The 13719-nt window shown below is 63.8% G+C and carries 15 protein-coding genes; 6 read left to right on the top strand and 9 right to left on the bottom strand.

Annotated features, from left to right (window positions below):
* Positions 1 to 24 precede the first annotated feature (24 nt).
* Positions 25 to 354: an FtsB family cell division protein gene (locus S101446_RS04885; protein WP_010507854.1), complete on the top strand. Its 330-nt coding sequence runs from the start codon at positions 25 to 27 to the stop codon at positions 352 to 354.
* Positions 355 to 427: 73 nt separating this feature from the next.
* Here S101446_RS04885 and rpmG read toward each other — a convergent pair whose 3' ends face one another.
* Positions 428 to 595 (bottom strand): 50S ribosomal protein L33, encoded by a 168-nt coding sequence (gene rpmG / locus S101446_RS04880; protein WP_003620129.1) that lies wholly within the window; start codon positions 593 to 595, stop codon positions 428 to 430.
* Positions 596 to 753: 158 nt separating this feature from the next.
* On the opposite strand from rpmG, the gene S101446_RS04875 reads away from it, so the two are divergent.
* Together S101446_RS04875 and lexA are read left to right on the top strand one after the other, a co-directional pair.
* Positions 754 to 1962, top strand: a complete 1209-nt coding sequence (locus S101446_RS04875; RefSeq protein ID WP_087607793.1) for a molybdopterin molybdotransferase MoeA — start codon at positions 754 to 756, stop codon at positions 1960 to 1962.
* 119 nt (positions 1963 to 2081) lie between these two features.
* Positions 2082 to 2753, top strand: coding sequence for a transcriptional repressor LexA (lexA, locus tag S101446_RS04870; RefSeq protein WP_087607792.1), 672 nt, complete (start codon positions 2082 to 2084; stop codon positions 2751 to 2753).
* 109 nt (positions 2754 to 2862) lie between these two features.
* On the opposite strand, the gene bioD is transcribed toward lexA, so the two are convergent.
* Genes bioD through S101446_RS04855 form a run of 3 tightly spaced genes read right to left on the bottom strand, consistent with a single transcriptional unit; the run spans position 2863 to position 6133 of the window.
* Positions 2863 to 4275 (bottom strand): dethiobiotin synthase, encoded by a 1413-nt coding sequence (gene bioD, locus S101446_RS04865; RefSeq protein WP_087607791.1) that lies wholly within the window; start codon positions 4273 to 4275, stop codon positions 2863 to 2865.
* Positions 4272 to 4943 carry an alpha/beta fold hydrolase gene (locus tag S101446_RS04860; RefSeq protein WP_087607790.1) on the bottom strand — a complete coding sequence of 224 codons (672 nt, stop codon included), beginning with the start codon at positions 4941 to 4943 and terminating at the stop codon, positions 4272 to 4274. Before S101446_RS04860 ends, bioD begins: the two co-directional genes overlap by 4 nt.
* Entirely contained in the window at positions 4940 to 6133 is a 1194-nt protein-coding gene (locus S101446_RS04855; protein WP_087607789.1) for an aminotransferase class I/II-fold pyridoxal phosphate-dependent enzyme, read from the bottom strand. Before S101446_RS04855 ends, S101446_RS04860 begins: the two co-directional genes overlap by 4 nt.
* A gap of 61 nt (positions 6134 to 6194) precedes the next feature.
* On the opposite strand from S101446_RS04855, the gene S101446_RS04850 reads away from it, so the two are divergent.
* Both S101446_RS04850 and S101446_RS04845 read left to right on the top strand, forming a co-directional pair.
* Positions 6195 to 7460 (top strand): adenosylmethionine--8-amino-7-oxononanoate transaminase, encoded by a 1266-nt coding sequence (locus tag S101446_RS04850; RefSeq protein WP_087607788.1) that lies wholly within the window; start codon positions 6195 to 6197, stop codon positions 7458 to 7460.
* 53 nt (positions 7461 to 7513) lie between these two features.
* The gene (locus S101446_RS04845; RefSeq protein WP_010507862.1) at positions 7514 to 7771 is read left to right on the top strand and encodes a hypothetical protein; all 258 of its coding nucleotides are present in this window, start codon (positions 7514 to 7516) and stop codon (positions 7769 to 7771) included.
* A 197-nt stretch (positions 7772 to 7968) separates the two neighbouring features.
* Here the strand turns inward: S101446_RS04845 and S101446_RS04840 are convergent, their stop codons facing one another.
* Both S101446_RS04840 and prmC read right to left on the bottom strand, forming a co-directional pair.
* Complete coding sequence (locus tag S101446_RS04840; protein ID WP_087608837.1) at positions 7969 to 8520, bottom strand: DUF4167 domain-containing protein; 552 nt, start codon at positions 8518 to 8520, stop codon at positions 7969 to 7971.
* A gap of 266 nt (positions 8521 to 8786) precedes the next feature.
* Entirely contained in the window at positions 8787 to 9650 is an 864-nt protein-coding gene (gene prmC / locus S101446_RS04835; protein ID WP_087607787.1) for a peptide chain release factor N(5)-glutamine methyltransferase, read from the bottom strand.
* Positions 9651 to 9680: 30 nt separating this feature from the next.
* Here prmC and S101446_RS04830 point away from each other — a divergent pair, with 30 nt between their 5' ends.
* Positions 9681 to 10145, top strand: coding sequence for a hypothetical protein (locus S101446_RS04830; protein ID WP_010507865.1), 465 nt, complete (start codon positions 9681 to 9683; stop codon positions 10143 to 10145).
* Positions 10146 to 10149: 4 nt separating this feature from the next.
* On the opposite strand, the gene prfA is transcribed toward S101446_RS04830, so the two are convergent.
* From prfA to ispG, 3 genes are all read right to left on the bottom strand, one after another.
* A complete protein-coding gene (gene prfA, locus S101446_RS04825) occupies positions 10150 to 11211 on the bottom strand; it encodes a peptide chain release factor 1 (RefSeq protein WP_010507867.1) in 1062 nt (353 codons plus the stop codon).
* A gap of 2 nt (positions 11212 to 11213) precedes the next feature.
* Positions 11214 to 12470 carry a histidine--tRNA ligase gene (gene hisS, locus S101446_RS04820; RefSeq protein WP_048850735.1) on the bottom strand — a complete coding sequence of 419 codons (1257 nt, stop codon included), beginning with the start codon at positions 12468 to 12470 and terminating at the stop codon, positions 11214 to 11216.
* A gap of 87 nt (positions 12471 to 12557) precedes the next feature.
* Entirely contained in the window at positions 12558 to 13718 is a 1161-nt protein-coding gene (ispG, locus tag S101446_RS04815; RefSeq protein WP_010507870.1) for a flavodoxin-dependent (E)-4-hydroxy-3-methylbut-2-enyl-diphosphate synthase, read from the bottom strand.
* Between the last annotated feature and the right edge of the window lies 1 nt (position 13719).

The raw sequence follows: 13719 nt of genomic DNA, 5'->3' as shown, positions 1-13719 counted from the left end.
GGACATGGCGGGGAAAGGGTTACGATGCAGCTGGGCAAGATCATGAAGCGCGTGATGGGGGCAACCATCCCCCCTGCCCTGTTTATCGGGCTTACGGCCTATTTCGGCTGGAATGTCATGCGGGGCGAACATGGGCTGCACAGCTATGCCGCACAGCTTCACCTGCTGGATGAGGCACGATCCGCCCAAAAGGACGCGGCAGCGGAACAGGAAGTCTGGCTGCGCCGCGTGCGGGGCCTGAAGGAAGGGGCGCTGGATACAGACCTGCTGGATGAACGCGCGCGCTCCATGCAGAACCTGGCCCGGCAGGATGAAATCGTCGTGCCCTATGGCGAACACGACCATCTGTACTGATCGCCCAACCGACAGGCACAAAAAAACCCCGGAAAAACTACCGGGGTTTTTTTGTATCCGTTTGCGCGGAAGATTATTTGATCTTCGCTTCGCGGAAGGCCACGTGCTTGCGGGCGACGGGGTCGTATTTGCGCATTTCCATCTTGCCGGTCTGGGCACGGGCGTTCTTCTTGGTCACGTAGAAGTAGCCGGTGTCCGCCGTGGAAACGAGTTTGATCTGGATGGTGTTGGTCTTGGCCATGATATCCTCAGCACTGCTTTGCCGCTGCTGGAACATTCAGGTACAGCAGTGGTTCAAGTGGGCGGAAAATGCGCATACACAAGGCGCAGGTCAAGCGCCTTGGCCGATATTTCTGATTAAATTCGCACACAATGGGTAAAAAAGGAGCGCAGTGCACGATGTTGAGCGTCTCGGAAGCGCGCGAACGGATTCTTGACGGGGTGTTTCCCCTGCCATCCGAGGTCGTGGCCCTGACCGATGCCTGTGGGCGCGTCAGCGCGGCCCCCGTCATCGCCCGGCTGTCCAATCCCCCGGCCGATGTATCGTCCATGGATGGCTACGCGGTGCGTGCCGCGGACCTGTCGGTACAGGGCGCGCGCCTGACCTGCATCGGTTCCGCCCCCGCGGGTCACCCCTTCGCCGGCGCGGTGGGAGCCGGTGAATGCGTGCGTATATTCACCGGCGCGGTCGTGCCATCCGGCGCGGATGCCATCCTGATACAGGAAAATGCACAGGCGGAAGGCGCATCCGTTACCACGACCACCACCCTGCCCCCCGGCACCTATATCCGGCGCAGGGGCCAGGATTTTGCCGAAGGCCAGGAAGTCATTCCCACGGGCCGCAGGCTGTCGGCGCGCGACATCGGCCTTGCCGCCGCAGCCAATCATGCATGGGTGCGGGTGACGCGCCGCCCGCGCGTGGCCATTGCCGCGACGGGTGATGAACTGCTGCTGCCCGGAAGCGGGATCGGGGCGGGACAGATCGCCAATTCCAATACACCCATGCTGGCCGCCCTGTTGCGCGCGGCGGGCGCGGACCCGGTCATGCTGCCGGTGCTGCGTGACGACATGGCCGACCTTGCCACGCTGGAACGCATGGTTGATGGCGTGGACATGCTGGTGACCGCAGGCGGCGCGAGTGTCGGCAGCCATGACCTTGTGCGGCGTGGGCTGGAACAGGTCGGGTTGAAAACCGATTTCTGGAAAATCGCCATGCGGCCGGGCCGTCCGCTCATGTACGGGCATCTGGGCCGCCTGCCATTTATCGGCCTGCCGGGCAATCCGGTGGCGGCGTTTGTCTGTTCGGTCGTATTCATCCTGCCCGCCCTGCGCCGCATGGCGGGGCTGGCCACGCCGGTTGTGCCGCCGGAACACGCGATACTGGGGGCGGACGTGCCCGAAAACGACCGGCGCATGGATCACCTGCGCGCGGGACTCGGCCATGATGCGGACGGACGGCTGGTGGCGACCCCCTTCGCCGTACAGGATTCGGCCATGCTGCATGTGCTGGCGCAAAGCGGCGCCCTGATCCTGCGTGCGCCCCATGCCTCCCCGGCAAAGGCGGGGGAGCCGTGCGACATAATCCGTATCGATCGCGTTCTGGAATAGGTCTGTTACGCCGGTTGACGCGGCGTGGGGAACCAATATAGAACATGTGAACAGGTTTTTGGTTTGTTCCATCATATTCCAGCCCGGGCGACACCGGTAACGGCAAAAGGACATGTGGCATGCTTACGAAGAAACAACATGAACTTTTGCTGTTTATCGACAGCCACCTGCGCAGGACGGGTTTCTCCCCGTCCTTTGATGAAATGAAGGATGCGCTGGGCCTGCGTTCCAAATCCGGCATTCACCGCCTGATCTCGGCGTTGGAGGAACGCGGTTTCCTTCACCGCAGGCATCATCGCGCCCGTGCGCTGGAAATCCTGCGCCTGCCTGATATCGATGTGCCGCCCGCGCCCGCCCCGTCCGACCCACCTGCCCCGATCCCCGGTCTGCCTGATCCCGGCGGAATGCTGGTGGTGGATGTCCCCTTCGTGGGGCGGATCGCCGCCGGCAATCCCATTGAAGCCATTACACCGGAAACCACCCGTATTGCCGTCCCGGCCGACATGCTGGGCAAAGCCAGCCATTACGCGCTGGAAGTCACGGGGGATTCGATGCAGGACGCGGGGATTCTGGATGGTGACATGGTCATCATTCGTGAAGGTATGCAGGCAACGGACGGGCAGATTGTCGTCGCCCTGATCGATGGGGTGGAAGTCACGCTGAAGCGTCTGCGCCACGAGGGGAGCAATATTGCGCTGATCCCTGCCAACCGGCATTATGAGACCCGCGTGCTGCCTGCGGCCCGGGTCAATGTGCAGGGCACCCTGGCTGGCCTGATCCGTCGTTACTGAAAAGACCGTTTTCAGCAACCTGCCAGTGAATCACCCTGCGACCATGAAAAGTGTCCGGTAAAGCTTTTTTCAGAAGGCTTCGGGAAACGCCCTCCTGTTGAAACAATCTTCAGGGCGCGTCCCGCGCCACCTGTTCCCATGTGGGCAGCCGGGCCGCCAGTTGCGCCACCGCATCCGGCCCCATGGGGGTGATGGTCGGAAATTCGGCCAGTATGCGGACCCGTCCATGGCGTTCGATGGCGCTGCGGCCATAAGGTTCGGGCGGGCCGTTCAGGATCACGCCCGCAACCTGCAGTCCACGCGCCCGGAGTGCGGCAAGGCTGAGCAGCGTATGGTTGATCGTGCCAAGCTGGCTGCGCGCCACCAGCACGACCGGCAGCGCCAGCCGGGCCATGAGGTCGATCATCAGGTAATTTTCGGCAATCGGCACGAACACGCCGCCTGCCCCTTCCACCACCAGCGGACCGTCACTGGCTGCATGGCGTGGCAGGGCGATCATGGCGGGATCGATCCGGGTATGGGCCGCATGGGCCGCATCCTCGGGCGATAGCGACGCCCCGAACGTGGCGGCCGGTGGATAAAGGCGGGCCGGGTCCAGTCCCGTTAGCTGCCGCACGCCCATGCTGTCGGATGGGGCGTCATCCGTGCCGCTCTGCAACGGTTTCCAGTAAGCCGCGTCCCATGCCCTGACCAATGTCGCGGATGTCACCGTCTTGCCTACATCCGTATCCGTGCCGGTAACGAACACACCCGGCCACGCCGCGCGGCGGAACAGCCCGTAACCAACCTGATAGGACACGGTGAACGGTCCATCCGTTCCCGCCGCCGCCAGTACGCGGCGCAACTGGCCACCCGTGGCGGGGGCGTGGTCCGTATGCGTGGCCCCGATGGCGCGCAGTTCCTGCACGAAAGCCAGTGGGGTGGCCGGGGTATCGACAGTCTCGGCATCATGCCACATCCCCGCACCGCAGGCGGGCCATTCGGCCTGTAGCTGTTCGATGGTGGGATAATCCGGCATGGGACACACGACCCCGGCCCGTGCATATGCATCCCGCCATTGCCGGAGGCTGCCCAGGCACAGCGTGGAAAGCGCTATCTGTCCCCCCGGTGCCAGCAGGTTGCCCAGCATGCGCAGCGTGCGTGCCCGGTGGGCAAACCACTGCATGGCCATGCTGGAACAGATCAGGTCAAACGGACCTTCCACGTCCGGGGCTTCGGCATCCATGCGGTGCAGGGACAGCCTGTCATCATCCGCCATCCGCCGGGCCACGCGCTCCAGCATGGCAGGGGCGATGTCGGTGGCGGTAATATGGGCTGTCGGGAACAGCCTGCGCAGTTCGCGGGTCAGGAAGCCGGTGCCACAGCCAATTTCCAGAATACGTGCGGGAGGCATGTCGTCGGGGGCATGGCGGGCAGCGATGCGGCATGCCAGTTCGCGCGCCACAACGTGCTGGACGCGGGCGGCCTGTTCATATCCCTGTGCCGCACCAAAACGGGCGGCGATGCGGTCCTTGCGGGTCATGGTGCGGTCATCCGTCCGGTCATGGCCATAATGGAGTGGGCGCAGGTTGCGGTATGGGTCAGGGGCAGCAGGTGGCCACCTTCAACCCACTTGGCTTCCATGTTGCTGCCGGGGGGGAAGCAGGCACGGGTCAGCGTGGGCGGTGCAATGGTGTCATCTGTTCCGGCAATGACATGGACCGGACATGTGACCCGTTTCAGGTCGGTCCTGCAATCCATGTCCATCAGGGCCACCAGCCCCTGTTCCAGCCGTCCGCGTTCGATGTGGGGCGGCAGTGGCGTGTCAATGCCGGCACGCAGGCGGAAGCTGTGCAGCAGCCCTTCGGGTTCCCGCATCAGGCCTGCGCGCATGCGTTCAATCACGCGCCGGGGAATGCCGTGGGGAAAGTCGGCTGCGGTCCCGAACCGGCTGAAACCGTTTATCAGCACCAGCCCCCGGCACAGGGGACCATGGTGACGCAGCAGCCACAGCGCGCCCAGCGAGTGCCCGACCCCGATATAGGGCACCTGTGGCAGCATCAGCGCGGGTTGCCGGGTGAAGAAGCCGAAATCGGTGCATGTCGTATGTGCCGGACCAAGGGCGGCGCGGGTTGCATCCCAGAATGTCGGGTCAAAGGCCCAGCCATGCACCAGCGCGATCGGGAGGGAGGCTGCCGTACCCATGGTCATGCATGCTCCCGTGCGGCAAGGGTGATGGCGCGGGCCAGTTGGTCAACCATGCTGTCGGTGTGGGCGGCACTCAGCGCCAGCCGTATGCGGCTGCCATTCGGGGGCACTGTGGGGGGACGGATGGCGGTAGCAAGGATGCCGTGGGCCTCCAGACGGGCCGCGAACGCCAGTGCGTGTGCGGCCTCCCCTATCATGATGGGTATGATCTGGGTGGTGGACGGGCCGGATGACAGGCCGCAGTCATGGATCACGCCGCGGATATGGTCGGCATTGCGGGCCAGCCGTGCCCGGGCTTCGTCCAGCGTGGGCACCAGTTCCAGCGCCGCATCCATCGCCCCCAGCACCGCAGGCGGCGGCGCGGTGGTGAACACGAACCCCGAACAGGCGTTTATCAGCCAGTCACACAGGGCCCGTGACCCGGCCACATAGGCCCCGAAACCACCCAGCGCCTTGCTGAACGTCCCCATGACCAGATCGATCTCATGTCCTGCGCACAGCCCGCGTCCATGCGGGCCAAGCACGCCGGTGGCATGGGCTTCATCAACATAGGTAAAGGCGCCATGCCGCCGGGCAAGGGCGCTCAGCCGCGCGATGTCGGTGCGGTCACCATCCATGCTGAATACGCTTTCGGTCACGATCACCCGCATGGCGCGCGCGTCGCCTGCATGGCGTTCAAGCAGGCTGTCCAGATGGTCCAGGTCATTATGGCGGAAGCGGATCTGTCGCACTCCGGCGGCCATGCACCCATGATGCAGGCTGGCATGGTTCAGCCGGTCGGTGAAAACCAGCGGTGGCACGCCCTGCCCCGCTGCCAGCCGCAGCAGGGCGGCAAGGACGGAAGCATTGGCCTGCCACCCGCTGGCCAGAATCACCGCCGCCTCGCATCCCTTGAATGCAGCCAGTCGTGCCTCGACCTGCATGTGGCGGGGGCTGGTTCCGGTTACCAGGCGGGATGCGCCCGACCCGGTTCCGTCCTGCCGTAGCCATTCGGCGGCACGGGCGTGCAGCGCGGCATGGTGGGACAGGCCCAGATAATCATTGGATGAGAAATTGACCAGTTCACGCCCGTCACGGATAACGGTGGCCGCTCCCACATGCCGTACGGGCCGCAGCACGCGGCGGGTGTGCGTATCCGCCATATGGTCGAGCGCGGTCTGGAAAATTGGATCAAAACGGGCCATGAAGCGCATTGTCCTGCCGGAGCGTGCAGCCCCGGTCAATCCCGCCCACGCAATATCATGGAGTAGTCACATGCAGGGACCCCGCTGGCTGGAACGTGGCATGAAGCATGTCTGGCTACCCTATACCCAGATGCAGACCACCGTGCCCCCCCTGCCCGCCATCAGCACGCGGGGGCGCACCATCACACTGGCGGACGGGTCAGAACTGACTGATGGCATCGCATCATGGTGGACGGCGTGCCACGGCTACAATCATCCCCATATCCGTGCCGCCGTCAGCGCGCAGCTTGAATGCATGCCGCATGTCATGTTCGGCGGCCTGGTCAATGAACCCGCGCTGACACTGGCCAGCCGTCTGGCGGCCATGCTGCCGGGGGATCTGGAACGGGTTTTCTTTACTGATTCCGGTTCCGTCGCCGTCGAGGTCGCGATGAAAATGGCCATCCAGTACTGGCTGAACCGTGGCCGGACGGGCCGGACAAGGCTGCTGGCCTTCCGTGGCGGCTACCATGGCGACACGATGGCCACCATGGCCGTCTGCGACCCCGAGGAAGGCATGCATTCCCTGTATCAGGGCGCGCTGCCCGAACATTTCATCGCCGACCTGCCCGTGGATGCAGACAGCATGCGGGCGCTGGATGAATTGCTGGCGCAATCAGGGGACAGCATTGCCGCAATTATTGTCGAGCCACTGGTGCAGGGCGCGGGCGGTATGCTGTTCCATTCCCCCGATGTGCTGCGGAACCTGCGCATGCTTGCGGACCGGCATGGCGTCCTGCTGATACTGGATGAAATATTCACCGGGTTCGGGCGCACCGGTACCATGTTCGCGTGTGAACAGGCCGGGATCGTGCCGGATATCATCACGCTGTCCAAGGCCCTGACGGCGGGCACGATGGCGCTGGCCGCCACCGTGGCGCGCGCGCATGTCTTTGATGCATTTCTGTCGGACGACCCGCTGCATGCGCTCATGCACGGGCCGACCTTCATGGCCAACGCCATGGCATGCGCCTGTGCCAATGCCTCGCTGGACCTGTTTGAACGCGAAGACTGCCTGGGCGGGGTGGCGCGCATTGCCCGACAGATGCGCACGGAACTGGAACCGTGCCGCAGCCTGCCCCATGTGGTGGATGTGCGCGTCATGGGGGCGATCGGTGTGGTGGAACTGGACCGCATACATGACATGAATGCACTGAAGACCGCCCTGGTCGCGCAGGGGGTCTGGGTGCGGCCCTTCCGTAATATTGTCTATCTGACGCCAGCTTTTAACATAACCACGTCGGAACTGGGCAAGCTGACCGCTGCCATCCGCACCGTTCTGGCGCAACCGGTGTAGCAGCGGATGCATCGGCGCTAGGCCATTGGGGACGGATCTGGTATAGAAAGCCCATGACTTTTTTTCAGCATCGATCCTGGCGCATGACAAATCATGACAGCAAGCGACAGATCGTGCTGAAGATCCTGTCGGACGGAAAAGCCCGTTCGGTGCGTGAAATCGGCGACCTGTTCCCCGAACTGGGCACCTACCATGCCCGTCTGGCGCTGCAGGCCCTGCGTAACCAGGGACTGGTTACGGTGGAAGATGCCCCGGGTGCCAGTGATGGACGCAAGCGCAAGGTCTGGCGTCTGGTCAATACGCACGCCTGAAGGCGGTATTTACAGGGTATCCGGCTTATACAGGCGCACGGCTTCTGCGTGGTTACGCCGTCGCGGCATGGCAGGATCATATTGTCCGGCCCGAGGCCAGCCATTCATTTATCAGGCGTAGCATTTCGAAACCGTAGGCCTATCGGCAGTACCAGTATATCAGCCCCGCCCGATAATCCGGACGGGGCGATACCGGTTCACGACGGCGTGGATTCCAGTTCTTCCTTCTTTTCAACCGGCGGCTTGGTACGGCTGTTCCGGCGGGGGGCACGGGGTGCGCGCGGTGCCGGGGGCGGTGCGGGTTCGCTGGCCACGGTGGGCTGCGGGGCGGTTTCCGCAGGTTCCGGCGCCTGCGGGATGGCGGGCTGTTCGGCCCCCTCCTCGACGCTGGTTTCCGTGGGCTGGCGGTTGTCAGCGGGGCGCTGCTGGCGGGCGGCCATGCGTTCCTGGCGTTCCTGCTGGCTCTGCTGTGCCGCCTGCGTCATGGCATTGAGAATGCGGAAGTAATGTTCGGCATGCTGGAAATAGGCTTCCGCCATTACGCGGTCGCCCGTGCTGCTGGCGTCGCGGCCCAGCTGCAGGTATTTTTCGAACAGCTGCTGCGCCGTACCGCGCACACGCAGGTCAGGCCCGTTGCTGTCGAAGACATGGTTGCGGTTCAACGGGATCTGGCCATTGTTATGGCGTACGCTTCCGCCATTGCTGCCGCCCGAACGATTGTGACGGCCTCGCATGCGTTTCATGTTCATAAGCTGTCGCAGCACTTTCCTGTTGCCGGTCACTGGCGCTGCCCTGGACCGTGGGGCGGTCTGTCCGTCCCGTCTGTTGCCATAGTGGTTGTCCGGTATGACGCCGGACACGGATCCCTGCGCATGGCGGAACCATTCCGGTTCATGACGCCAGCTTTTCTGTTTTGCAATCGGGATCACCCACGCGGAAACGGAACGGCAGAACAGGTTGCAGTTCGTGTTTCCTGCGCCATCGCACTATATCCCGCCTGTTTCAGTCTGCCAAATTATTTTTTCATGACCAGCGCCCGTCCGATTTTCCCCAGATCGGGGCGGATTTCCAGTATCCGCAGGCCACCTTCATGCATAAGGGCGGGCACGCTGTGGTCCTGTCCTATGCCCAGTTCCAGCACCGCGATCCCGCCCGGTGCCAGCAGTCCGGGCAAAATCGCAGCCAGCGCGCGATACGCGACCAGCCCGTCCGCCCCGCCATCCAGCGCGCGTGCAGGTTCATGGCGCACCACTTCGGGCATGAGGCCCTTCAGGTCGGCATGGGGAATGTAGGGGGGATTGCTCAGGACCAGGTCGAATGGTCCCGTGATCCCATCGGCCCAGTTGCAGCACAGCATGTCGCACCGCGCCGCCAGTCCGTTGCGTGCGGCATTGCGCGTGGCAAGGCGTGCTGCATCGGGATTGATGTCGGTGCCAATGCCCGTGGCCTGCGGATATTCCGCCAGCACCGCCAGCAGCAGGCAGCCCGTGCCTGTCCCGATATCCAGCACGCGCAGCGGGGCGTTCCGGTCCGGCAGGTGGTCCAGCACGGCTTCCACCAGTGTTTCCGTGTCCGCGCGCGGTATCAGGGTTGCGGGTGAAACCACCACGTCCAGCGACCAGAAACCTGTATGACCGGTGATATGGGCCATCGGTTCATGATGCAGGCGGCGCTGCAGGATCTGCATGAATGTGGCGTGGTCTGCTGGCGGCAGGATATCAATACGCAGCAGCCCCGCCAGATCGGTGCCCGCAGCATGGGCGGCCAGCAGCCGGGCTTCGCGCTGGGGTGCCTCGATGCCTGCGGCACGCAGGCGGGTGGTGGCGTCGGACAGAAGATGGCGCAAATTTGCGGGCGTCGGTGTCATGGCATCTTTCATCGCGGCTGATTTCCGGCATACTGGGGCATCATGCAACTGCCCGCTTTTTCATTACGCCCCGTACGGACCCTGATCGTCACCATGCTGTGTGCCGGCCTTGCAACGCCAGCACTGGCCGGGTCGTTTGATGTTGAGGACGGGTATGGTGATGGTGAAATATCCGAGACCTCGCGCCTGTATGTGGATGAGCGGCTTGTCGCGACCTTCCGCCTTGACCATGACCATCCCAGTCAGACCGCCCATGTGGAAACGGCAGTCAGCCGCGTGAACCACAGTTACGCCCTGTGTGGCGAAATCACGATCCGTCGGCCGGAAGGCAAGGTCGAGATCCATCAGGTCAGTGGCGAAGGCGTGCTGCATGAACCCGATGGCCACCATCTTGTCGCCCTTGGCGCGCGCAACTTCACCGAATTCTACCTTGCCGATCCGGATGACCCGGACGTGGTCGAACGCCATCCCGGGCGCAGCAGCCTGTGCGCGGCACCGACATCATAGGGCGTCAGTTATCATCCGCCGCCAGAAGGGCAGCCTGTTCTTCCTGCGTCAGTGCATCGACGAACTCATCGAATTCCCCCGCCATGACCCGATCGATCTTGTACAGTGTCAGCCCGATGCGGTGGTCGGTCACGCGCCCCTGCGGGAAGTTGTAGGTCCGGATACGTTCCGACCGGTCGCCCGTGCCAACCTGCGCGCGGCGATCGGCGGCGCGCGTTTCATGGGCTGCCGCACGGTTACGTTCATACAGGCGCGCGCGCAGGATCTTCATCGCCTTGGCACGGTTCTTGTGCTGGCTTTTTTCTTCCTGCATTGCCACCACGATATTGGTGGGCAGATGGGTGATGCGCACCGCACTTTCAGTCTTGTTGACGTGCTGCCCCCCTGCCCCTGATGCCCGGTAGACATCAATGCGCAGGTCGCCCTCGTTCACCTCCACATCCACTTCTTCCGCTTCAGGCAGGACAGCGACGGTTACGGTGGAAGTATGGATGCGGCCCTGGCTTTCGGTCGCGGGCACGCGCTGCACACGATGCACGCCGGATTCGTATTTCAGCCGGGCAAACACGCCGCGTCCGGTAATGCTGGCGATCCCTTCGCGCAGGCCGCCAAGTTCGGACTGGTCATATTCCAGCACCTCGAACCGCCAGCCGCGCTGGTCGGCATAGCGCTGGTACGCACCAAACAGTTCGGCTGCGAACAGCCCTGCCTCATCCCCACCGGCGGCGGGCCGGATTTCAAGGATGGCGCTGCGTTCGTCCGCTTCGTCACGGGGCAGCATGGCCAGGCGGATGTCATGGCGGAGTTCAGGGATCTGCGTGTGCAGGGTATCAAGTTCGGCCTGCGCCAGTTCCCGCAGTTCGGGGTCGGCCAGCATCTGGGTCGCGTCCTGTTCCGCCTGTTCCGCCGTGCGCAGGGCGTTCACACGGGTTACAATCGGCTCCAGTTCCGCATATTCGCGTGAGGCCTGGCTGAAATCGGCCCCCGACATCCCTTCCGCGAGGAGGGCCTGCAATTCCTCGCACCGGGCGACGATACGGTCCAGACGGTCGTCAAACTTTGCCACGATCAGGCCTTCTTGGGGGTTCCGGACAGGAGGAAGGCGGCCACGCCATCCATCGGCACTTCGGTCTGCTGCCCGCTATCCAGATCCTTGACCTGCACCACGCCGCGCGCGATCTCGTCACTACCGATGACGATGGCATGGGTTGCGTTCATGCGGTTGGCGCGTTCCATCCGGCGCTTCATGTTGCCGCGATAGGACGTTTCCGCCCGCACCCCTGCCCCACGCATGGCCTGCAATACGGTAATGGCCGCGGCCTGTGCATCCGCCCCCATGGGAATGACGGCAACCGGGCGCGGCTCCGCCGGGATGTCCTCCAGCAGCATGGACAGGCGTTCGATCCCGCCGGCCCAGCCAATGGCGGGTGTCGCAGGCCCACCCATTTCCGCCACAAGCCCGTCATAGCGGCCACCGGCCAGCACGGTGCCCTGTGCGCCAAGCCGTTCGGTCACGAATTCGAAGGCGGTATGCCCGTAATAATCCAGCCCGCGCACGATGCGCGGATTTTCACGGAATTTCACGCCCATCACATCCAGCGTCCGGCGCAGGTCGTCCCAGAATGTCCGGGCGTCCGGCGTCAGGAAATCGGCGATCATCGGTGCATCGGCCAGAAGGGCGCGGTCCTGCGCCGCCTTGCTGTCCAGGATACGCAGCGGATTGCGTTCCAGCCGGGTCTGGCTGTCGGGGGACAGTTCGGCGCGGCGTTCGCTGAAATAGGCGATCAGCGCGGTCCGCCACGCATTGCGGCTGGCCATGTCACCCAGAGTATTGAGTTCAAGCACCACGTCATGCGCAATGCCCAGTCCCTGCAGCACGTCACGGCCCATGGCGATGACTTCGGCATCGGCCAGCGGCTCGGCAGCGCCCAGCAGTTCCGCGCCAATCTGGTGGAACTGGCGGTAGCGCCCCTTCTGCGGGCGTTCATAGCGGAACATCGGCCCGGCATAGAACACCTTCTGTGGCAGGGACTGCGTCAGCCCGTTGGTGACCAGCGCGCGGCAGATCGCGGCTGTCCCCTCGGGGCGCAGGGTCAGGGATTCGCCGCCCCGGTCCTCGAACGTGTACATTTCCTTGGACACGACATCGGACGTATCGCCCAGCGAGCGTGAAAAGACCCGCGTATCTTCAAAAACCGGGGTCGCCCATTCGTCAAACCCGTACAGGCCGACAATGCGACGGGCGGTTTCGACAACATGGGTAAAACGCCTGCGGTCTTCACCGATCAGGTCGTGGGTGCCACGAACGGGCTGTAAGCTGCTCACTACGCGATATTCCTGCATTGAACCCGGTCCATGCCCCTGGGGCCGGCCGGTTGGGCGGCGCGCCGGACCGTGGCGCGCCGCGTGTCTTCAGTCCGCGGTGGACATGGTGGCTTCGCGGGCCATTTCCTCGGCGGGGGTGTTGGTGGCGTCGGCGGCCGCAAGCTGCTCCACCTTCTTTTCCACCAGTTCGACAATATGCTCGATCATGTCGCCTGCGGGCATGGTGTGGTCCTGCTTGCCCGCGGAATAGACCATGTGACGGCCCGATCCGCCGCCGGTCACGCCGATATCGGTCATCAGCGCCTCACCGGGGCCATTGACCACGCAGCCGATGATCGACAGCGTCATGGGCGTCTTGATATGCGCCAGGCGGTCTTCCAGCGTCTGCACAGTCTCGATCACGTTGAAGCCCTGACGCGCGCAGGACGGGCAGGAAATGATCTTCACGCCACGGTGGCGCAGGCCGAGTGACTTCAGGATATCCCAGCCAACCAGCACCTCTTCTTCCGGCTCGGCCGAGAGCGAGACGCGCATGGTGTCACCCACGCCCGACCACAGCAGGTTGCCCAGCCCGATGGAGGACTTGACCGTGCCCGCGCGCTTGCTGCCCGCTTCGGTAATGCCGATATGCAGCGGATGGTCGCATACATCGGCCAGCTGCTGGTAGGCCGCGACCGCCATGAACACGTCGGACGCCTTCACACTGATCTTGAATTCATGGAAATCATGATCTTCGAGGATCTTGGCATGTTCCAGCGCACTTTCCACCAGCGCGTCGGGGTTGGGTTCACCGTATTTTTCAAGCAGGTGCTTTTCCAGCGAACCGGCATTCACGCCGATGCGGATGGAACAGTTGTGGTCCTTCGCCGCGTTCACGACTTCACGCACGCGTTCGGCGCTGCCGATGTTGCCGGGGTTGATGCGCAGGCATGCGGCACCGGCCTTTGCGGCCTCGATGGCGCGCTTGTAGTGGAAATGGATGTCAGCCACGATCGGCACATTCACTTCACGCACGATTTCGGCCAGCGCCTTCGTGCTGTCCTCATCGGGGCAGGAGACGCGCACGATGTCCACGCCCGCCAGTTCGGCGCGGCGGATCTGCGCGATCGTGGCCTCGGCGTCGGTGGTCAGGGTATTGGTCATGGTCTGGACCGAAACCGGGGCATCACCACCGACCGGCACGCTGCCGACATGGATCTGCCGCGACTTGCGGCGTTCGATGTGCTGATAAGGACGATAGCTGCTCATT

Origin of the sequence: Komagataeibacter europaeus (assembly GCF_002173515.1) — a bacterium.
GTDB classification, from domain to species: domain Bacteria; phylum Pseudomonadota; class Alphaproteobacteria; order Acetobacterales; family Acetobacteraceae; genus Komagataeibacter; species Komagataeibacter europaeus.
Note: the sequence above shows the minus strand (reverse complement) of the source record. Positions and strands in the feature narration are given on the sequence as shown.

What these genes read in the sequence shown, in the direction of transcription:
- S101446_RS04885 (WP_010507854.1), top strand. Translation starts at nt 25, where the DNA reads ATGCAGCTGGGCAAGATCATGAAGCGCGTGATGGGGGCAACCATCCCC.
- rpmG (WP_003620129.1), bottom strand. Translation starts at nt 595, where the DNA reads ATGGCCAAGACCAACACCATCCAGATCAAACTCGTTTCCACGGCGGAC.
- S101446_RS04875 (WP_087607793.1), top strand. Translation starts at nt 754, where the DNA reads ATGTTGAGCGTCTCGGAAGCGCGCGAACGGATTCTTGACGGGGTGTTT.
- lexA (WP_087607792.1), top strand. Translation starts at nt 2,082, where the DNA reads ATGCTTACGAAGAAACAACATGAACTTTTGCTGTTTATCGACAGCCAC.
- bioD (WP_087607791.1), bottom strand. Translation starts at nt 4,275, where the DNA reads ATGACCCGCAAGGACCGCATCGCCGCCCGTTTTGGTGCGGCACAGGGA.
- S101446_RS04860 (WP_087607790.1), bottom strand. Translation starts at nt 4,943, where the DNA reads ATGACCATGGGTACGGCAGCCTCCCTCCCGATCGCGCTGGTGCATGGC.
- S101446_RS04855 (WP_087607789.1), bottom strand. Translation starts at nt 6,133, where the DNA reads ATGCGCTTCATGGCCCGTTTTGATCCAATTTTCCAGACCGCGCTCGAC.
- S101446_RS04850 (WP_087607788.1), top strand. Translation starts at nt 6,195, where the DNA reads ATGCAGGGACCCCGCTGGCTGGAACGTGGCATGAAGCATGTCTGGCTA.
- S101446_RS04845 (WP_010507862.1), top strand. Translation starts at nt 7,514, where the DNA reads ATGACTTTTTTTCAGCATCGATCCTGGCGCATGACAAATCATGACAGC.
- S101446_RS04840 (WP_087608837.1), bottom strand. Translation starts at nt 8,520, where the DNA reads ATGAACATGAAACGCATGCGAGGCCGTCACAATCGTTCGGGCGGCAGC.
- prmC (WP_087607787.1), bottom strand. Translation starts at nt 9,650, where the DNA reads ATGAAAGATGCCATGACACCGACGCCCGCAAATTTGCGCCATCTTCTG.
- S101446_RS04830 (WP_010507865.1), top strand. Translation starts at nt 9,681, where the DNA reads ATGCAACTGCCCGCTTTTTCATTACGCCCCGTACGGACCCTGATCGTC.
- ispG (WP_010507870.1), bottom strand. Translation starts at nt 13,718, where the DNA reads ATGAGCAGCTATCGTCCTTATCAGCACATCGAACGCCGCAAGTCGCGG.